The sequence below is a fragment of the Aquisediminimonas profunda genome (genome assembly GCF_019443285.1).
Classification (GTDB): Bacteria; Pseudomonadota; Alphaproteobacteria; order Sphingomonadales; family Sphingomonadaceae; genus Aquisediminimonas; species Aquisediminimonas profunda.
The window spans coordinates 39,831-59,438 of record NZ_CP080327.1; the positions used below are offsets into that span (position 1 = coordinate 39,831).

Genomic DNA, 19,608 nt, shown 5'->3' on the forward strand with positions numbered 1-19,608 from the left:
CGCGGGCAAACGTCTCCTGGCTTCGAAAACAGCGCAGAACCGTTTCCGAATCAATTTTTGACTCCAGGACAACCCCGCCCTTTGATCTTGCAGGGTTATCAGCCGGAGATTGGGGATACAACGGGTTTTTACGGGTGAAACGGGGATATTATGCAAAAAACGCGCTTATTACTCTCTTATGAGGTCACGTGTTTTTGTTATGTTCCATTTATCCGCATCTTTCAATGATGTCCGGAGCGCGCGACTCGACTGACCATGTCCAAAACAGCGGACTCATTGTCTGAGCCGCTGGACTGCCAAAGTCGTTCGTCCAGCATGTCTGCGTCTGCAACAAGCACAACCTGGCCTTTGCCGATCCGACACGCGGCGATAAACGCATCGCTCTCAATCTTGCAGTCGGGATTGTCTGTTCGCCATTTTCCAGCCCAGGCAACGGCCACCACAAACTTTCCAACGCCAATCCTTTTCACGGGACCATCGTCATTCATGGCCGGCGAAACCAACTCCAGCCCCCAATGGGAAAGTAGCGGGTCGAGCAGACCGATCGGCGGTGCGCGGCGCGGGTCGCCGAAGGGCAGTTCGCTAGGCCAGACCAGTTCGGGATCCGAGAAGATCAGAGCCTTGCCGCCTTGACGCACCCAGGCGTCCAGCGCGACGAGTTCCTCCCCGGCAAGTCCTCGTGGCTGGGCAACGATCAGCATGGAGCCCACGAGGGCCTTTTCGTCCAAGCGGGCAATCGGAATGATATGGTGGCGCGCTGCCAAGGCACGTATGATTGCAGCGCGCTGGTCCGGGCCGTTCAGGATTTCGGCAGGGGCGGCGCTGGCGGGGAACAATGGCAAAGCCGTCATGAAGACAATCCGGCTGCCAACTGGTTCTGCCGCCCCCTGCCGGCAGGCAGCAAGAAAGAGAGCGGCGGCCAGGACACTCAGCCCCGACAGCACATGATCAATTGTCCTATTTTCCAACCGGCTTCGCTGCGTTTTCCGCCGGAGCGCCCGGGGCAACACCCAGATCAGCCAAGGGTTCATCCTTCGATTTGTCCGCATTGTCCACATTCGGCGGCGCGACATTCCCCACGGCTTGCTGGTCAACTGTTCTGAGCACCGCTGTTGCAAGCGTGACAATCAGCAACACGACGGCAAGTCCGGTCAGGCCCACGCGCACGCGTTGCATTCCATCGCGACGCTTTTCGTCTGCCATGCGCAATTCTCTCCAAGGCCGCTGTCCAGGGAACACGCGGCCGTTTTGCAAATTACCCCGTTGGGGGAGAGAATAGGCTCAAGCCCTTGGATTGCAACCATTCCGGATTGTAGAGCGTGGAAAGATAGCGAAATCCCGTATCGCACAGGATCGTCACGATGGTGCTGCCGGGGCCCATCTGCCGGGCCAGCGCAACTGCACCAGCCACATTGATGCCTGAGGAAAGGCCAAGGCACAGCCCTTCTTCGTGGAGAAGGCGCCGCATCCAGAAAAGTCCCTCTTCATCGGAGATGCGAAACTGCGTGTCGACCGGGGCGCCATCGAGATTGGCCGTTATCCGCCCCTGCCCGATCCCTTCTGCAACCGACGTGCCCTCTGCCTTCAGTTCGCCACAGGCATAATAGCTATAGAGCGCCGCGCCATGCGGATCGGTCAGCGCGATGGTGATGTCCGGGTTCTTGGCTTTCAGCCCGAGGCCGACCCCTGCAAGCGTACCCCCCGTCCCGACTGCGCAGGTGAATCCGTTGACCTTGCCGCCGGTCTGTTCCCAGATTTCCTCCGCCGTTCCGTGAATATGGGCCTTGCGGTTTGCGGTATTGTCAAACTGGTTCGCCCAGAGAGCACCAGGTGTTTCCTCTGCAATCCGCCGCGAGGTATGAACGAAATGCCCGGGATTGGAGAAAGGCGCTGCCGGAACAAGGACCAGCTCCGCACCCAGCGCGCGCAGCGTATCCATTTTCTCGCGGCTTTGGGTTTCAGGCATCACGATCGTCGTGCGATACCCTTTTGCATTGGCCACAAGGGCAAGACCAATACCGGTATTGCCCGCCGTGCCTTCGACAATCATCGCTCCGGGTGCGAGCACACCGCGCGCTTCGGCATCCTCGATGATGTACAGCGCCGCGCGATCCTTAACCGAGGCCCCCGGGTTCGCATATTCGCATTTGGCGAGGATCTCGCACCCCGTTTCGGCCGATGGGCCTTCAAGCCGGACAAGCGGTGTATTGCCGATCAGGGCAAGCGGATTCGGAACGATAGCCATATCGACTGACTAGCCCGCCTTTTGGGCCATGCGCAAGCAAGTGATCCTATTCACCTGCCTCACAGGGCTTGATCACTCATCGCGTGCTGGAGACAAGCAGCTTGTCGATCTTGCGACCGTCCATGTCGATCACTTCAAAGCGCCAGCCCTGCGCCTCGAACCATTCCCCGGTTTCCGGAATGTGCTTGAGCGTTTCGAGCACGAACCCCGCGGCTGTTGCATAGTCCCGGTCTTCCGGCAGCGTCAGGCCAAGGCGCTCGGCAAGCGAGTCTGCCGCCATCCACCCGGCAACCAGCAAGCTGCCATCCTCGCGTTCCACCAGCGCGGGTTCGCCATCGTCATCGGCGTCAGAGGCAAAGCCCCCCGCAATGGCGACCAGAAGGTCAACCGGCGTCACGATGCCTTCAAAATGGCCATATTCATCATGGACCAGGGCCATGGGCACTTCCGCACCACGCAGCACGCCCAATGCGTCCATTGCATCGACCTGATCCGGAACAATCGGCGCTGTCCGCATGAGTGCCCGCATGTCGAGCGGCAAGCGATTGAGCAGCGCTGCGACAATGTCGCGTGACTGGACCACACCGATCACCTTGTCGACGGACCCTTCTGCAATGAGCAGGCGGCTATGGCCGGACTCGAGGATGGCATCGTGCAGGTCCTGCGGGCTCGCATCGACATCGACCCAGGCCACTTCGGTGCGCGGCGTCATGACTTCGCGCACAGGCCGGTCGGCAAGGCGGACGACGCCGGATATGATGGCGCGCTCACTCTCTTCGATCACGCCTGACTTGCTCGCCTCGGCGACGATCAGGTGAAGCTCTTCGGCCGTCACATGGCTTTGAGTTTCGCGCTTGAGGCGGAGGATTCGGAAGATCAGCGCGCTTGTATTGTCCAGCAGCCAGACAAAGGGGGCGGTGATGCGGGCCAGCCATTGCATCGGCAACGCCATGACCGCTGCAATCGGTTCCGGCGCACGCAAGGCGAACTGCTTCGGCACCAGTTCGCCGATGACCAGCGAAACAAAGGTCGTGATGCCGATCACGATCGCAAACCCGAGCGTTTCGGCCCAATCCTCACGGACGCCGAGCACGGCAAGCCGCTCCCCCGTCGGTCCGCCAAGGCTGGCCCCGGAATAGGCGCCCGCAATGATCCCAATCAGGGTGATTCCGATCTGCACGGTGGAAAGAAATCGCCCCGGGTCAGCGCCCAGCGCCATTGCACGGGCCGCACCCTTGCTGCCCTTGCGGGCCATCGCATCCAGCCTTGGCCGACGCGCCGAAACGATCGCCAGTTCGGACATGGCAAAAACGCCGTTGAGCGCAACCAGCCCGAAAATGATGACGCAATCAATCCAGGGAAAGGGATGAAGCACGGGTGAGAGGGATGCAGCCATAGCCTTGCCCCCTTATTGCAGGGGAATGGCCAGCGCTGCAAGGCCCCTGCCAATGCCGGGCAGCGCCCGACCCGTCTGGGCCTTGTCCTGCGTGTCACTCAGCAGCGGTAAAAAGATACCGGCGGCAGGGTTCGGCCGGACGGGTGCGAGGGCCCGATGTGCGATTTGGGCTGGAAAGCGATCATCAATACAGGCATTTGGAAAGGAATGGCTTGGGGCGGCAAATGAGAGAAGTGCGAGCGTTCCTGTTGGCGCCGGTGCCGGCAGCCATTCTCGGTGCCATTGTTTACAAGGCAAGCGGCGACTTCACGCGGCTCCTATGGGTTGCCATCGGTTATGTGTGGCTCCTCTATGCTGTCCAACTGCTGTTCGGACTCGCCGTTCGTGCCTTCCTGCTGCGAACAGGGCGACGCGCCGCCTTTCACTTTGCAATCGGGGGCATGGTAATGACCGGCATCCCGTCACTCCCCTTTCTGGCATGGGATGTCGCCCAAAATTCGATCTCCTTGTCGAACGCCCTGGCCGTGCTGGTCATATGGCTGATGCTGGGAGCACTGACCGGCCTAGCCTATGGCTCGCTTGCCCTTGCCGTCATCGATCCGTCTGCGACTGGCTCATAGGGCGCTATGGGGTGGATTGCGGACATTTACAGCGTGCAATGTGACGTCGGCACACGTTCCATTTCAAGCCGTTCCCCGGTCGGTGCGCAAACGGCAGCTTTTGACGGAACCAGCCTTTCGCACGTAGTTTAGCGGCCTGGCAGCAATGCGCCCCAAGTTTGGTCGTTCCGGCTCTCTCAGGCCATTCACGAAAGCCGCCGTTCAAATCGAGCAAGGGAATTTGCGAATGGCGTCATCCAGCCTGCGCGAACCAACAGGTTCGGGAATAAACCCGCCCCAAGTTTCTTGGGACTATCAGAAAATCTGCGCGAGAATGATCGCGCCACCAACCCACGAACCAAACCATGCCAGCGTGCGCAAATAAGCAATACCGGCGACATAAATCGCCAGGTGCGCGACCCGGCCCCAAAAGAAGATTTCTGCTCCCAGCGCTGTCGCGGCGTTTGCCCGGGCCGACACATGCGCAACGAGCACCAGAATCGCAAATGGCGCAAGGCTCTCGATCAGATTGGCATGGGCCTTGACCGCGCGCTCGGTCCAAGCCGGTACTGCCAAGGCTTGCTCGCGGTTGCCTGCTGCCCAAGCCGCGCCACCAGGCTGTTTGAATCGGCCAAACCCATAAATGAACGGAATGCCGAGGCACAACAGCGCAGTTGCCACCAGCATTGTCAGATCGGTCGTCATAGTCCCTTGCCCTCCCAATTTGAAAATCGCGGTCACTATGTTGGTCAATTTGGCTGGGTCAATTGAATTACGACTATGCAGCCGACACCTACCTTAAACTATGCGCATCTTTGCGTGCGTGGGCCAGGAATTCCGGGGCCAGTCCACTCATTAGCCAAGCATTGGGAACCGCGGAACTCAAAACGGCCGACCGAAACCCGCCGGTCCGTTCCCGGCCCAGTCTTGCCCGTTCACCGACCAGCCCCAACGACAGGATTGGGGTCGATCCCGGACAGTCCGCTTTCGGGACCTTGGATCCCCGTTTCAGCCATGGCTTTTCAGACACCCCTCACCGCCGCTCTGCAAAGAAGGCGCGCAGCATGGTCGAGGATTCGGCTTCGCCCATGCCGGAATAGACTTCGGGACGGTGGTGGCAGGTGTCCTGAGCAAAGACGCGCGCGCCGTGTTCGACGGCACCGCCCTTGGGATCGGAGGCTGCATAATAGAGCCGTGCGATCCGCGCGTGGGATATCGCGCCCGCGCACATGGCGCAGGGTTCCAGCGTGACCCACAGGTCGCACCCGTCGAGCCGCTGGTTCCCAAGCGTTTCTGCCGCGTTCCGGATGGCGAGCATTTCGGCGTGCGCCGTCGGATCATGGCCGTTGCACATGGCATTGGTTGCCGTCGCAATCACCCGGCCCTCCCGCACGATCAGGGCGCCAACCGGCACTTCACCGCGCTCGGCGGCACTGGCGGCCAGTTCGAGTGCCTGACTCATGAAGGGTGACAGGAGAATGTTCATCGGCGATGCCATAGCCGCCACTTGGTGTTGACGAAAGCCGCCCCAGCCGTTAGGGGCGCGGGCTTTCCGGAATAATCCGATTCACATTCAGGACGATTGATATGTCGCGTATTTGCGAGCTGACTGGCAAGGGCCGCCAGGTGGGACACAATGTTTCTCACGCCAACAACAAGACCAAGCGCACCTTTCTGCCCAATTTGCAGAATGTGACCTTGCTGTCGGAAAGCCTCGGCAAGGGCGTCAGCCTGAAAGTGTCGACGCATGGCCTTCGTTCGGTCGAACATGTCGGCGGCCTCGACAACTGGCTTGCCAAGACGGCTGACGAAAAGCTCAGCACCAAGGCACGCCGCCTGAAGCGCGAGATCGCCAAGAAGGCTTCAGCGACCGCCGCTGCCTGATCTGGGCGTCACCAGCTCGAATTCCAGAAGATAGGTTCGCTGCTCGGGCAAGAAGTTGTTGTCCGAGGTCAGCCATATGAACGTGCGTGCGCCGCGCCTGTCGACCGAAAGTCCCTCGAAATTGTCGGCGATATGCGGGGGTGCCAGCAGGATGACGGGGCGCCCGCGCACGACTGCCCCTTCGCGAATGTCGAACGGCTCGACCAGAGTCACGATCGCCGAGAAATTCAGCGGAAATGCATAGCGGCGATTGACGACCAGCATGCGCCCGTCCGGCAGCATGGCCGCATCGACCGGGTGATATTGCGGGGGCGCTTCATAGCGCATCTCGGTGACCACGGCATGGGCATCCACCGGATCGCGATCGAAATGGAGCAGCGGCGCCACTGATCCGCCCGATCGGGACCGCTCGGCAAAGACAAGAAAACTGCCGTCGGCGCGTCGCAGCATGGCTTCGGCGCCGCCGAGCTTGGGCCAGAGCGCCATGGCCGGCGGGGCATAGGCCTGCGCCCGACCTGAACCGTCGATCCTGCAGATCAGATTGCGATATTCAAAGCCGATCCAGACTGTCCCCGTGCGAGCATCGCGCGCGAGGGATTCGGAATCACGTTCCCGCTTCAGCTGGTGCGGCACGCAGGCTCTCGGCATGGATTTCACATCCGCGCGTATCAGACTGGGGTTGAGATCGACAAAAAGCCCGGTGTCGGAAATCGCCTCAAATCCCCGCGGGCCTACCGCAAGCGCTGAAAGGCCGCCAAAATCGCCGTCATCGCTGGTCAGCGTCCAGCCCCGTGCCGGCCGCACCAGGCCCGAGTGCGGAATGCCGGACATATCCACCGGCTTTGCCGTCACCCTGACCGTCTTGGCCCCGGCGAACGGAGTCGTCTGTTCTTCCGCGGAACCAGAGAGCGCGACCAGCAACAGGAGGGCGGCAAGGTTCAAGGCACGAAAGGACATCGCATGGTCTTTACTGCTTCGCGTGCCCGGCGCCAGCCGTGATCACTGACGAAGAGGGGGTGGCTGATTACCCAGCCGCGTGTAGTGTCGGCAGGGTCGCACCGGATTCGCTTCCACGAAATCGGGGCCGGGCTGGTTTGACTGGGGGAGTTGCGTGGAATGAACCGCTTGCTGATCGGTACCGCCGGTATTGCCCTGATCCTGCTGATCGCCTTTGCCCTGTCATCAAATCGAAAGCACATCCGGCCAAGAGTCGTCGGCGCGGCCTTTGCCATGCAAGCAGCGATTGCAGCGCTGGTCCTTTATGTGCCGGCAGGCAAGGCAGTCATTGCGGCCATGTCCCAAGGCGTTGCGAACTTGCTTGGCTATGCCCACGCCGGGATCGATTTCATCTTCGGGCCGCTCGCAACGCCCGAGATCGGCGGCAAGAGCTTTGCCATTGCCGCTTTGCCGACCATCATCTTCTTCGCATCGCTGATTTCCATCCTCTACCATGTCGGCATCATGCAACTGATCGTCCGCTGGGTCGGCGGGGCGATCCAGAAGGTCACCGGCATTTCAAAGGTCGAATCGTTGTGCGCCGCGGCCAACATCTTTGTCGGACAGAGCGAGAGTCCGCTTGTCATCCGGCCCTATCTGGCGAGCCTGACCCCGGCCCAGCTCTTTCTCGTGATGACATCGGGCATGGCGGGCGTCGCCGGGACGATCCTTGCCGCCTATGCATCGATGGGAATCAAGATCGACTATCTCCTCGCAGCGAGTTTCATGTCCGCACCCGGCGGTATCCTCATGGCCAAGATGATGATGCCTGACGATCCCAAGGATGCGGACATCGAACCGGTCATCCTCGCCGAAGCAAGCCATGCCGAGGAAAAACCCGCCAACATCATCATGGCCGCGGCGCAGGGCGCGCAGACCGGCGTCAAGCTTGCGGTTGCCGTCGGCGCCATGGTTCTGGCCTTTGTCGCGCTCGTTGCGCTTGCCAACGGTGTATTGGGCGGGATCGGCAGCTGGTTCGGATATCCGAACCTGAGCTTCCAGCAACTGCTTGGCTGGATTTTCCAGCCGCTCATGGTCCTGCTCAACGTGCCCTGGAATGAGGCGGGTATCGCAGGCGGACTGTTCGGGACCAAGGTCGTCCTCAACGAATTCGTCGCCTTCATCAGCCTTGGCCAGACCCAGGCATCCCTCTCCCCGCTCACGGTCGGTGTCGTGACCTTTGCCCTCTGCGGATTCGCGAATTTCAGCTCGATCGCGATTCAGATGGCGGTCACTGGCGGGCTTGCCCCCAACCAGCGGCCTGTCATTGCACGACTTGGGCTGAAGGCCCTTGTCGCCGGCAGCCTCGCCAACCTGATGAGCGCAGCCTTGGCCGGACTGCTGCTCAGCATGTAGCGATCAGCGAGAGGTGGCCGTTCAGGCGGTCGGCTTCACGAATTTGAGCGTCATCCGGTCAGATTCGCCAATCGCCAGATATTTATCCCTGTCGACATCGCCGTCACGCAGAACGGGCGGCAGATTCCAGACGCCGCGGGGATGATCCCGCGTATCCTTCGGATTCGCGTTGACTTCGCTCTTCCCGACCAGCTTGAACCCTGCGGCAGTCGCCAGCGCAATCACATCGGCTTCCTTGATATAACCGCTATTGACGCCTTCCCAACCTGGCTTCCTGTCCGGATAGGGCTGGGCATCAGGCCAACGGTGTTGCTCAATCGCCAGAATGCCGCCGGGCTTCAAAGCATCGAAGTAAAGCTTGAGCGCCTGTGGCGCCAGATTGCTGCCAATCAATCCGTGCATGTGCCGGAAGACAAGGACCATGTCCGCGTTGCCGTCGACGCCAAGCTTTGTCCCCTGCGCCGGCGCATAGTTGATGAGTTCGACCTTGTCGTAAATCTTCGGCGCCGCTGCATAGCGGGAGAGCGTTTCGCCCAGGCCACGCCGGCTGCCGCCGTTGACGTTGGTATTCATGGCGACCTGCAGCTTCCCGCCATCCCGCAACAGCGGCGCAAGGAGCTCGGTCCACCAACCCGCCCCCGGGGACACTTCGATCACGGTCATTGTGGATGTGATGCCGTAAAACGCCAATGACTCTCTTGGATGACGATAGACATCGCGCGCCCTTTCCTCGGCCGAGCGATGTCCGCCCGCAATCGCGGCGTCCAGCAATTGTGAGGTGACAGGATCAAGGACCGGGGTCTGCGCAACCGTCGCGCTTGCAGCCTTCCGCGCGGCCAAGGCAGGGACAGTCGTAAGGCCCATGGCTGCCAACACAATGGCACTGATGGCATTCCTGGCAAAATTCATGAACTACTCTCCTGAAAACTGGCAGCGGGAACATAGAATGCAGAATGCAGAACTCAAGCTTCTGTCTCGAGACACTCAAGGCAAGGGCAAGGCAACACAGGGTGTTGCCGGGCCGACTTTCAAAAAAAGCCTGCGCGGCAGCTTGAGGAATTGCCAATTTGCATCCAAGGCAGCCCCAACAGCCTTTGGCGAAGGGGCCGCCGATCGTCTGTAGCCGGCATGAGGGCGTCAATGCTCGAAGCCGACTTCGTGGAACAACGCAGAAGGAGAAAAGAATGTATAGTCACATCATGGTGGGTGCCAATGACATCGAGGCGTCCAAGAAGTTCTATGACGCCGTGCTTGGCACGCTGGGTGTCCCGCCGGGCAACGCGGACGACAAGGGTCGCGTATTCTATATGACCAAGACGGGCATCTTCGCGATCACCAAGCCGATCAATGGCGAGCCCGCATGTGGCGCGAACGGCGGAACCATCGGCTTTGCAGTCGAAAGCCCTGAACAGGGCAATGCCTGGCACGCCGCAGGCATCGCCAATGGCGGCACGACCTGTGAAGATCCGCCAGGGGTTCGCGAAGGCGCCATGGGCGCACTGTTCCTTGCCTATCTGCGCGATCCGGCAGGCAACAAGATCTGCGCCTTGCACCGGATGGGCTGATACCAATGACCCTGGACACTGTCTCGACCAACAAAAGCCATGGCGGTGTCCAGGGCGTTTACCGGCATCAGTCGCGCGCCACGGGGACGGAGATGACATTTTCCGTCTTCGTGCCACCGCATGCGGACGGTGCGAAACTGCCCGTCATCTGGTATCTTTCAGGCCTCACCTGCACGCATGCCAATGTGACGGACAAAGGGGAATTCCGGAAAGCCTGCGCAGAACTGGGCCTGATCTTTGTGGCCCCCGACACGTCTCCGCGTGGCGAAGGAGTCCCGGACGATCCCGACGGCGCCTATGACTTCGGCCTTGGCGCGGGCTTCTATGTCAATGCCACACAAGAGCCCTTCGCCCGCAACTATCGCATGCGGGACTATATCGAAAACGAACTGCCTGAGATCCTCGCAGGGAATTTTCCCGCCGACATGGCACGTCAGGGCATTACGGGGCACTCGATGGGTGGCCATGGGGCACTGACCATAGCTTTGCGCAACCCGGAACGCTTCCGCTCAACCTCGGCCTTCGCGCCCATCGTCGCGCCGACACAATGTCCCTGGGGTGAAAAGGCGCTCGGTGGCTATCTGGGAGACGACAGGGCTGCGTGGAAGGAATATGACGCCTGTGCCCTGATCAAAAACGGTGCGCGTTTGGCCGACCTTCTGATCGACCAGGGTGACGCCGACACAAATCTTGAAACACAACTCAAGACCGATCTGCTGCGGCAGGCCTGCGCCTCAGCAGGGATGCAGGCAACGATCCGCATGCAACCCGGTTATGATCATTCCTATCTGTTTGTATCCACGTTCATGGCAGATCATTTGCGCTGGCACGCAGATCGGCTTGGGTAAGCGCCAAGCCTAACGCGCGCCAATGCGGTTGCGTGACGGAGCGGCGCCGGATCGCCGTAACGCCTGTGGCGAGCGACGCGCAGGCGGCCTGTCGATGCCGCCGGGAACAACTGGCCGAGCCGGCTGACCAAGTTGTGGAAAGGCCGTGTCCTGCGTGGGCTTGACCCGCCGGGTCTTCCAGAGAAGCTGCATGAGCGGACTTGCAGGGGGTGGCTCATCACGATCCGCGAAACTGATCTGAATCGCATGAAGGCCGCGGCGACACCCCTTTGCGCGACAATCGCAAGCCATAGTCCATTGGGGGTCAACCTCCGACGTTGAATAGTCGAACGTAATTTCCTCCCCCTTGGCAATAGGCCGAAGAGCAAAGAGTTGGCGCTTCGGACCAAAACAGGCGTTGGGCTCACAACTGTGGTTGAGCTTGTTGAGCGGAGGATCGGGATCCATCCAGAGCCCGGGACCTAGGCCGACAAAATCGGGGTCCTGCCCGGTCCGTGAATTGCCATAGACCGTGCCGGTCATCGTCCAGATTTTTTCGCCAGCCGCAAACGGCCGCCCTGCAAAAACGCCTTCCCCAGCGATCGGACTCGTATCGTGATAGATGAACGAGCCACCACCCCCGAAATAGCGTCCGGCGAGCGTCTTGCGCAAAGAAAACAATGCCATGGCAACATGGAGGACCACGTTTGCAACCGGGTACATCAGCAGTACGGGCTGATCGAGGCCGGTCGTGACAAGCGTTGCGGCAGTCAGGAAGATATAGGCCAGCGACCAGACGATCCACGGCAATGGCTGTTCGCGTCTTGGATCCCGCCAGGTCGAACGCAGGATCGGCATGAACGATGTCAGCGTGGTGACATTGCCAAGAAACAGAAAGACGGCCGCATAGGCAGCTTTATCGACGTCGGCGAAGACCATCACCGCAAATCCGATCGTCAGCCACAAGTCCGCGGAAAAAATGATTGCTTCAAACCGGTCTACAGGCTCTGTCGCATTCTTCCTCAGGCACATAAGGGCAACAATCACGCTCATCCCGGCGCAGGCAAACAACAGCAATAATTCAGCCAAAACCGCGCCATTCTGCCATGCAAGAAAGGCAACGAGCGACGTGCCGTAAGCAAACATCAAGTAACTGGCGGCATTGGGGCGAATTGATCGCCTGAGGAAGTTGCGGATGTAAAGGAGGTATCCAGAAATCTGGAATACCGCCGCCAATACACCCAGAACGCTACCGATCACGCCAACCTCCCACAATTGGCAATTCACACGCGTTAACCATGATCATGGTTAACGCATTGTAATTCCATTATCTCATCGGGATTCCGCGGTCAAACGCTATTGCAATTGGTATATTTTTCACCGGTTTGACGATCTGAACGAGCGCGGGCTGACGGGCGCTCCTTTACGGTCTTTTAACGACGCTCCTTTAGATTGCCAGTCTGGGGCACCCGAATGGCAATATTCTTGAAACGACCAGATTTCGCATCGACATCACCGGTGAAGAGGCTTGTCCTGCCGATGGTGCTTGTGATGCTTGGCCTTGCCATGCTGCTCCTCGGGGTCACGGTCTATTCCGGCAGGACAATGGATCAGGACGCCATCGCACGCCAGCAAGCGCTGATCGACAATGCGTTCACGACACGTCTGAACAGTGCGGTCGGAGAATTGCGGAGCGTCGCCTGGTGGGATGATACGGTAAAATATACCGCGCCCGAAACGTTTGACCGGGACTGGCTGGACCGGGAAATCGGCAGCTACATGAATGAATCCTATCATCACGACCGGCTGATCATCTTCGATGAACGCAACCGGCCGATCTATGTGCACGGCGAAGGCACTGGCCTTGGCAGCCGGCAACTTGCCATTGATGTTGCAGCAACAGTGCCCCTGTTGCGCCAAGCCCGTGGCGGTCCTGACGTGTCACCAAGGATCGAAACGAACGCGGGCAAAGGCGAACTTTATGAATATGGCGGCACGGACAATCGCAAGTTCGGCCGCGGCATTGGTGCGATCATCAGAATTGAGGGCAAGCCGGCTCTCGCCACTGCTTTGCTGATTACACCGTCTTATGACATTGCCAAAACCTCGCCCACACGTCGTGTGGTGCTTTCGATTATTGACGTGACCCAGCCTGTGCTGACCGAAATCGGACGCAGCGCGTTGATGCCCGATCTTTCGTTCAGGCTCGCAAATGACAAGCGTCTGGGCAGTTTCGACCTGAAGACCGATGACGGGCAACTGCTTGCCAAATTGAACTGGACACCCAAACAGCCCGGCAGCGAAATGGTGCAACGGGTGCTCCCCGGCATCTTGTCAGTCATCGGCGCGGCTCTTGTCTTTCTTGTCATTCTGATGGGCCGATTGGTCACCTCGACAAAGCAGCTTGCCGCGCGAGAAGCCGATGCACGCTTTCTCGCCGACCATGACGCCTTGACCGGCCTGGCGAACAGGCGGCGGCTGGAAAGCCTGTTCGTGGACTTCTTCACAAAGCCGCAGCAGGTCCATCAAAGGGTCGCTGTTGCCTGTGTCGATCTTGATCGCTTCAAGGACATCAATGACACGCTGGGTCACAATGCAGGCGACGAGCTCATCAAGGCAGTCGGCGAACGGCTGAAATCGAAGCTGAATCCGGATGACACGCTCGCTCGACTGGGCGGGGACGAATTTGCAATCATGCGACCGGTGCATTCCGAACAGGACGCAGACATTCTCTCTGACCTGATTGCAGACTGTTTTTCAGAGTCCTTCCTGGTCATGGGCCATTTGATCGAGGCCAATGCATCGACAGGACTCGCCTTTGCGAGCAGCCAGAACAGCTTTGGCGATACGATCAAGCGCGCGGACATTGCGCTCTATAATGCGAAGGCAAACGGACGCGGACGCCTGACCCGATTTACGAAGGCCATGGCGGACGAGATCGAACATCGCCATGCGATTCAGGTTGATCTGCGGCGCGCGCTGACCGAGCGGGAGTTGACGCTCAATTACCAACCGATTGTCGAAGCGGCATCGGGCGCCATCACTTCGGTTGAGGCTCTGCTGCGCTGGAACAGCCCGACGCATGGTTTCGTCCCGCCTGACCTGTTCGTCTCAATTGCCGAAGAAGTCGGGCTGATGGCCGAACTCGGACGGTTCGTTATCGAACAGGCCATCGAGGACGCGCGACGCTGGCCGGAACTCACGACGGCCATCAATATTTCGCCTGCGCAGCTGCGGTCTGCGACCATCCTGCATGACCTCCTCGAGCCCGCGAAGAGATTTGGCGTTTCACCGAGCCGGATCACGATCGAGATCACGGAATCCGTCCTGATGTCGAGCGACGACCGCACGCTGCGTGTGCTCAACGAACTCAAGCGGCATGGCTTCACGCTCGCGCTTGACGATTTCGGGACGGGCTATTCAAGTCTGGCCTATATTCGCGATTTCCCCTTCGACAAGCTCAAGATCGACCGCAGTTTCGTCCAAGGCCTGTCCGAGAGCGAGCGTTCTCTCGCGATCGTCGAAGGCGTCGTGAAATTCGGCAAGATCCTGGGCCGCGAAATTGTCGCAGAGGGAATCGAAACCGAAGCGGAAATGGCCGCGATGCAAAAGGCTGGCGCGACGCATCTTCAAGGCTACCTCTTCTCGCGCGCCCTTCCAGCTGATCATATCGAAGCGATCGCAGCGACATTCGGCACGACAAGCACGGCGACACCATCGCGCAAGACAGCCGCTCGACGGGCCCGCGCACTGAGCTAGGTGCAGCGGCTGACTGCCATGGCCGGACAGGGCCTAAGTGGCGAGCACGATGGCCCAAATACTGGCAAACCAAAGCAGCGCTCCGCCCGTGACTGCTTGGATGCGGCGCGCAAACGCCCAGTCATAGGCGAACAGAGCGAGGAAAAAGGAAACCCACACCGCAAACAAAGTCGGAAGGAAGACCGCATCGATCTGCGCCTCTGTCAAACCGGTCATGAACGGGACGAGGAGTTGATCATAGGCTCTTGCCAATATGGGCTCGAGCATGAAGAGCGTGCCTGTATACATGAAGCGCTTGTGCCGTTCCGGCGTTCGCCGGAAGCGGTAACCCAATCCGACGAACAGGGCATAGCTCGGCAGCAAGAGCCGATTGGCTCTCACTTCGGGTGTCATTAAAGCCCAGCCCTTCCAGACAACGACAAAAACCCAGATTGTGCTGAGCGTAACCCCGATTGCAGCCACAAGCGCAAACATCCCAAGCTTGCGGTGCAGCCTGACGTTGCCTCGACTGACGAGCAGGCTTTGGGCCAGAAACGCAATCATCCAACTCCCGCAAAAGAGGCCGTGGACAATGAATTTGGGATCACTGTTGCTGGGTTGCCCGACGTCGGTGAACAAATTGTCCGAAAAACCCGCTATGGTCAGGAAAAGCAGCAAAAGGCTGGCAATCGGGAAGAACCAGTTGCGACGACCGGACGCCTGAAAGCCGGTCCTGCCAAGTGTCTGCTCCGCCATGTCGCTTGCTGACCCCCCACCCATGGAGGCCAAGCGTTGCACTTTTCAAATGCAAAGCCAATGCGAATCTGAACGCGCCGCAGCGTCTCGGTGCGACGGGTCCGATCAGGCGACGGCGCGCTCCGGTTCAGCGCCAAGCAATGCGCGAGCTTCGGCGGCAGGCATTGGCCGACCGTAGAGATAGCCCTGAATCTTGCGGCAACCCAGGCGGTTTACCATGCGGCATTCTTCTTCGGTCTCAACACCTTCGGCCGTTGTCGTCATGCCCAGACTATCGGCCAAGGCAACGACGGCCCGAATGATGGCCAGACTTTCTGGCGCATTCTTTGCCGCACCTTGCACAAAGCTGCGATCCACCTTGATGGTCGAGAAGCGGGTCTTCGAGAGATAGCCAAGCGACGAATAGCCGGTGCCAAAGTCGTCAAGCGCAAGCCTGACGCCCATGGCCAGAATCTTGTCCAGCACGGCCACGGCATGCGTACCTTCGTGCATGAACACACTTTCGGTCACTTCGACTTCGAGGCGATTTGGATCAAGCCCGGCCTGGGCCAATGCCGAAACGACCGTCGAGGCGAAACTGTTGTCGTGCAGCTGTTCTGCGGACACGTTGACGGCCACACGGACCGTCGCGGGCCATTTGGCGGCTTCCTTGCAGGCTGTCCGCAAGACCCACTCACCAATCGGTCCGATCAGACGGGCATCCTCCGCAATCGGGATGAATTTGGCTGGCGAGACGGTCCCCAGCTCCGGATTGGTCCAGCGAAGCAATGCCTCAAAGCTCTCGATCGTCCCGGACTGTGCATTCACGACCGGCTGGTAGTGAACCTCGAACTCATTCCGTTCGAGCGCCTTGCGCAGCGCAATCTCTATGACACGGCGTTCTTCTGCATGAACGTGCAACTGCGGCTCGTAGCAGTGAAACACGCCGCCGCCTTCATCCTTGGAACGATAGAGCGCAAGGTCGGCCGACCGGATCAGTGTTTCGACCGTACGTCCGTCTCTTGGCCCAATCGCGGTTCCGATGCTTGCCCCGATATAAAGCGTGTACTGATCAACCTCATAGGGCTGCGACAAGGTGTCGATGATAGACTGTGCAAGCTTGGCCATCTTTGCAGGATCGTTCGCGTCTTTCACGACAACGGCAAACTCATCCCCGCCAAGGCGGCCGCAAAGTTCGTTCTCGCTCATGATCGAGCGGAGCCGCTCAGAGACGCGGGTCAGCAGGCGGTCTCCAATTGGATGCCCAAGCGTGTCATTCACGGCCTTGAAGCGGTCAAGGTCAATCATCATGAAGCCACAGCGGCTGCGCCAACGTTCGGCCTCGGACATTGCAATTGCGAGAGTCTCGTTGACAAGAAGCCGGTTGGGCATGCCCGTCAGCGTGTCATAACGGGCCATGCGGTTGATCTTGTCCGCACTGCGGCGTTGTTCCGTCACGTCAGAGCCGACACCGCGGAATCCAAGAAATGCTCCACTTTCGTCGTAGCGGGGAGACGCGGACAGCTCCCACCAGCGCGTGACACCGTCGATCTGTACGGGCAGAACAAGATCGCTGAAGCTTTCCCTGTTCTTGAGCTTGTCGGCAAGTTCACGCAGGCCTGCAGGGAAATTGCCCGCCTCCCAGGTGTCACCCGCTATGATCTGCAAAAGCGGCTTTGTTTCGAGCGCCGTAGGCTCGACCCCAAGCGCAACAGCAAGGCGCGGCGAAACATGCGTCAGGCAGCGCGATGCATCCGTCTGCCACATCCAGTCGCCGCCTGAATCTTCATATTCGCGAAGCAGGAGGCTGACGACCTCGGTTTTCTCCCTCAGAACGAGCTGATTGAGCTTGTGCAGAATGATTGTGCGGCCATTGACGAGGCAGGCGGCAGTCAGGGCAACCGAATAGGCAATGGCTGTCACGGCAATCAGCGGCATGCCAAGCCGGTACATCATGAAGGCCAGTCCGGACCCGACAGTCATCAGGAAGCATGCAGTGGCAGCCGGCACGGCAGACAAGGCAAAGGCAGCGCAACCCATCATCGCGGTCGCAACCGACCAGACGGTCAGAACCTGGTCGCGGCCGCCATCAATGCCAAGCGTGATCGGCAAGGCTGTCCAGCAGAGGGCCGCGGCAACAAGGCTCAATGTTTCCCGGTGCAGTTCCAGTCGCGTTGCCATCACCGCATAACCACGATTACTGCGGATATGTGGCCAGGCAAGCAGCGACGATACGACAACGACACCGGCAAACCAGCCGAGAAGAACCGGCGGAGACGCAGTTGGTCCGAGTGTCGCCACGACCACACAGCCTGCCATGATGCTCACCGCCAAGCGGAGCAAGGCAAAGTTCTGCACGAGATTGATCTGTTCTGCGCGCACGCGCGCCCACTCCTCCGTCCCCGGGTCCTTGATGCCGAGGAGGGTCAGCCAGTCATGGCTGGTATCAGTCTGGGTCGACTTGTTACGCTTTTTCACACCGCATCATATAGGCGGCGGGAGTTAGCAAATGGTAAGCAGTTCGTGTACGATCTTCAGGCCGCGAGCTCGAAAGGCTGAATTTCGCCTGAAAGATACAGGTTCCTCGCTTTTGCGCGGCTGAGCTTGCCCGAACTGGTTCGCGGCAATGTCCGCGGTGGCACCAGTTCGACAATGCAATTCATTCCCGTGATCGAGCGCACTTTCTCGCGAATGGCGTCGCGCAAAGCCATCCTTTCCGCGGGATCTGTTGTCCGGCACTGGACCAGCACAGCGGGGGACTCCTCACCATTGGGTGCAGTCACGGAGAATGCGGCGATATCACCAGCCTTGAAGCCGGGCAGTTGTTCCACGGCCCATTCAATATCTTGCGGCCAATAATTCTTGCCGTTGATGATGATCATGTCCTTGGCGCGGCCAACGACAAAGACATAGCCTTCCGACATATATCCCATATCGCCCGTATCGAGCCAGCCGTCCTTCAGGCAGGCTGCGGTCGAAATATCGTCCCGGAAATAGCTGTGCATGATCGAAGGTCCGGACGCCCAGACCTTGCCGATGGCGCGTTCAGGCAATGGCTTGCCGTCTGCATCGCGAATTTCGACCGCCATGTCGCGACAGGGCTTCCCACAGTTCACAATAGCCCTGAAACGCTGGGGCTTTCCGGCCGGCTGCGGATCCCCTGAGAGTTCACCTTCGTCGACCAGCTCGACAATCAAGCCTTCGCCTGGCGGCATGATCGTGACGGCCAGGGTCGCTTCGGCAAGGCCATAGCTCGGCAGGAAAGCCGACGCCTTGAATCCAGCATCATGAAAGGCGTCGACAAAGGACTGCATGACGTCAGGCCGGATCATGTCGGCACCGTTGCCGGCAACCCGCCAGCGAGAAAGATCGAAGCGTTCCGAAGCCTTTGTCTGGCTCGAAATGCGGCGCGCGCAAATATCATAGCCGAACGTCGGCGAATAACTGAGCGTGGTGCCGGGATTGCGGCTGATCAAATCAAGCCACGCAAGCGGACGACGCGCAAAATCCTCTGTTTTCAGATAGTCGGCGCTGACCTGATTGGCCACGGGCGAGAGCAGGCAGCCAACCAAGCCCATGTCATGATACCATGGCAACCAGGAAACACAGCGATCGCTGTCGCATATGTGCATTCCGTGACTGTGCGCCGCCAGGTTGTTCAGCAGTGCGTGATGGGTAACGGCCACTCCATGGGGAAACCGCGTCGAACCGCTTGAATATTGAAGATAGGCAATATCTTCGGGCTTGGCCGAAGGCAGCGGCACCGCAATGGCAGACAAAGCCGCGAAACTCTCCCAATCAATGCCCTCCACCCCACAGTTGCGCGCAGCATCGCCGGCCATCCCGTCAAGTTCGGGCGGATAGAAAAGCAACTTGGGATCGGCGCTTTTCAGCTGAACAGAAAGCTGTTCAACATAAGAATCGCGTCCCCCAAACGATGTCGGCAACGGCAGCGGCACCGGCCAGGCGCCGGCATAGACGCATCCGAAGAAGAGCGCGGCAAAGTCCGGCCCGGTTTCGGCGATGAGCGCTACGCGATCCTGCGGGCGCACACCCTTGGCAATCAGGCGAAAGGCGGTTGCAAGGGCATCATCACGCAGTTCGGAATAGGGATAAGGCCGCGCAAGGGCACCACGCGGATCATGAAAATTGAGACCCCTGCGGCCACGTGCTGCATAATCGAGCGCATCGCCCAGCGTTTCGAAATCCGAAAAGCGGCGGGGCAAGTCGTCGTATGTTTCAGTTGGATTCAAATGCGTCGCCCATC

At 59.5% G+C, this 19,608-nt stretch carries 19 protein-coding genes; 7 read left to right on the forward strand and 12 right to left on the reverse strand.

Going from position 1 to position 19,608, the window contains the following annotated elements; translation table 11 throughout:
• Positions 1-221: 221 nt before the first annotated feature.
• The 4 genes from K0O24_RS00205 to K0O24_RS00220 all read right to left on the reverse strand — a co-directional run bounded on the left by K0O24_RS00205 (position 222) and on the right by K0O24_RS00220 (position 3,641).
• On the reverse strand, positions 222-944 hold the full coding sequence (locus tag K0O24_RS00205) for a GldG family protein (RefSeq protein ID WP_219893852.1): 723 nt from the start codon (positions 942-944) through the stop codon (positions 222-224).
• 13 nt (positions 945-957) lie between these two features.
• Positions 958-1,203 (reverse strand): hypothetical protein, encoded by a 246-nt coding sequence (locus tag K0O24_RS00210; RefSeq protein ID WP_246611064.1) that lies wholly within the window; start codon positions 1,201-1,203, stop codon positions 958-960.
• Positions 1,204-1,255: 52 nt separating this feature from the next.
• A complete protein-coding gene (locus K0O24_RS00215) occupies positions 1,256-2,245 on the reverse strand; it encodes a cysteine synthase A (protein WP_219893853.1) in 990 nt (329 codons plus the stop codon).
• Between the two features lie 76 nt (positions 2,246-2,321).
• Positions 2,322-3,641, reverse strand: coding sequence for a hemolysin family protein (locus K0O24_RS00220; protein WP_219893855.1), 1,320 nt, complete (start codon positions 3,639-3,641; stop codon positions 2,322-2,324).
• A 224-nt stretch (positions 3,642-3,865) separates the two neighbouring features.
• Between K0O24_RS00220 and K0O24_RS00225 the strand changes: the two genes are divergently transcribed.
• Entirely contained in the window at positions 3,866-4,261 is a 396-nt protein-coding gene (locus K0O24_RS00225) for a hypothetical protein (protein WP_219893856.1), read from the forward strand.
• A 294-nt stretch (positions 4,262-4,555) separates the two neighbouring features.
• On the opposite strand, the gene K0O24_RS00230 is transcribed toward K0O24_RS00225, so the two are convergent.
• Together K0O24_RS00230 and K0O24_RS00235 are read right to left on the reverse strand one after the other, a co-directional pair.
• Positions 4,556-4,945 carry an MAPEG family protein gene (locus tag K0O24_RS00230; protein WP_219893857.1) on the reverse strand — a complete coding sequence of 130 codons (390 nt, stop codon included), beginning with the start codon at positions 4,943-4,945 and terminating at the stop codon, positions 4,556-4,558.
• Between the two features lie 328 nt (positions 4,946-5,273).
• Positions 5,274-5,726, reverse strand: coding sequence for a nucleoside deaminase (locus K0O24_RS00235; RefSeq protein WP_425514752.1), 453 nt, complete (start codon positions 5,724-5,726; stop codon positions 5,274-5,276).
• Positions 5,727-5,827: 101 nt separating this feature from the next.
• Between K0O24_RS00235 and rpmB the strand changes: the two genes are divergently transcribed.
• The gene (gene rpmB, locus K0O24_RS00240) at positions 5,828-6,124 is read left to right on the forward strand and encodes a 50S ribosomal protein L28 (protein ID WP_219893858.1); all 297 of its coding nucleotides are present in this window, start codon (positions 5,828-5,830) and stop codon (positions 6,122-6,124) included.
• Here the strand turns inward: rpmB and K0O24_RS00245 are convergent.
• Positions 6,104-7,081, reverse strand: a complete 978-nt coding sequence (locus K0O24_RS00245; protein WP_219893859.1) for an esterase-like activity of phytase family protein — start codon at positions 7,079-7,081, stop codon at positions 6,104-6,106. The two genes, rpmB and K0O24_RS00245, sit on opposite strands and share 21 nt — an antisense overlap.
• Positions 7,082-7,240: 159 nt before the next feature.
• On the opposite strand from K0O24_RS00245, the gene K0O24_RS00250 reads away from it, so the two are divergent.
• A complete protein-coding gene (locus K0O24_RS00250; RefSeq protein ID WP_219893860.1) occupies positions 7,241-8,476 on the forward strand; it encodes a NupC/NupG family nucleoside CNT transporter in 1,236 nt (411 codons plus the stop codon).
• Positions 8,477-8,497: 21 nt separating this feature from the next.
• Here K0O24_RS00250 and K0O24_RS00255 read toward each other — a convergent pair whose 3' ends face one another.
• Positions 8,498-9,385, reverse strand: a complete 888-nt coding sequence (locus K0O24_RS00255) for a class I SAM-dependent methyltransferase (RefSeq protein WP_219893861.1) — start codon at positions 9,383-9,385, stop codon at positions 8,498-8,500.
• Here K0O24_RS00255 and K0O24_RS00260 point away from each other — a divergent pair.
• The 3 genes from K0O24_RS00260 to fghA all read left to right on the forward strand — a co-directional run bounded on the left by K0O24_RS00260 (position 9,384) and on the right by fghA (position 10,889).
• Complete coding sequence (locus K0O24_RS00260) at positions 9,384-9,599, forward strand: hypothetical protein (protein ID WP_219893862.1); 216 nt, start codon at positions 9,384-9,386, stop codon at positions 9,597-9,599. The two genes, K0O24_RS00255 and K0O24_RS00260, sit on opposite strands and share 2 nt — an antisense overlap.
• A gap of 61 nt (positions 9,600-9,660) precedes the next feature.
• Complete coding sequence (locus K0O24_RS00265) at positions 9,661-10,041, forward strand: VOC family protein (RefSeq protein WP_219893863.1); 381 nt, start codon at positions 9,661-9,663, stop codon at positions 10,039-10,041.
• A 5-nt stretch (positions 10,042-10,046) separates the two neighbouring features.
• On the forward strand, positions 10,047-10,889 hold the full coding sequence (gene fghA / locus K0O24_RS00270; RefSeq protein WP_219893864.1) for an S-formylglutathione hydrolase: 843 nt from the start codon (positions 10,047-10,049) through the stop codon (positions 10,887-10,889).
• Positions 10,890-10,898: 9 nt separating this feature from the next.
• On the opposite strand, the gene K0O24_RS00275 is transcribed toward fghA, so the two are convergent.
• The gene (locus K0O24_RS00275) at positions 10,899-12,128 is read right to left on the reverse strand and encodes an SET domain-containing protein (protein WP_219893865.1); all 1,230 of its coding nucleotides are present in this window, start codon (positions 12,126-12,128) and stop codon (positions 10,899-10,901) included.
• Positions 12,129-12,341: 213 nt separating this feature from the next.
• Here K0O24_RS00275 and K0O24_RS00280 point away from each other — a divergent pair, with 213 nt between their 5' ends.
• On the forward strand, positions 12,342-14,627 hold the full coding sequence (locus K0O24_RS00280) for a bifunctional diguanylate cyclase/phosphodiesterase (protein WP_219893866.1): 2,286 nt from the start codon (positions 12,342-12,344) through the stop codon (positions 14,625-14,627).
• A 33-nt stretch (positions 14,628-14,660) separates the two neighbouring features.
• On the opposite strand, the gene K0O24_RS00285 is transcribed toward K0O24_RS00280, so the two are convergent.
• From K0O24_RS00285 to K0O24_RS00295, 3 genes are all read right to left on the reverse strand, one after another.
• Positions 14,661-15,386 (reverse strand): hypothetical protein, encoded by a 726-nt coding sequence (locus K0O24_RS00285; protein WP_219893867.1) that lies wholly within the window; start codon positions 15,384-15,386, stop codon positions 14,661-14,663.
• An 81-nt stretch (positions 15,387-15,467) separates the two neighbouring features.
• Positions 15,468-17,819 carry a putative bifunctional diguanylate cyclase/phosphodiesterase gene (locus K0O24_RS00290; RefSeq protein WP_246611065.1) on the reverse strand — a complete coding sequence of 784 codons (2,352 nt, stop codon included), beginning with the start codon at positions 17,817-17,819 and terminating at the stop codon, positions 15,468-15,470.
• 56 nt (positions 17,820-17,875) lie between these two features.
• Positions 17,876-19,594 carry a fatty acyl-AMP ligase gene (locus K0O24_RS00295; protein ID WP_246611066.1) on the reverse strand — a complete coding sequence of 573 codons (1,719 nt, stop codon included), beginning with the start codon at positions 19,592-19,594 and terminating at the stop codon, positions 17,876-17,878.
• Positions 19,595-19,608: the final 14 nt, after the last annotated feature.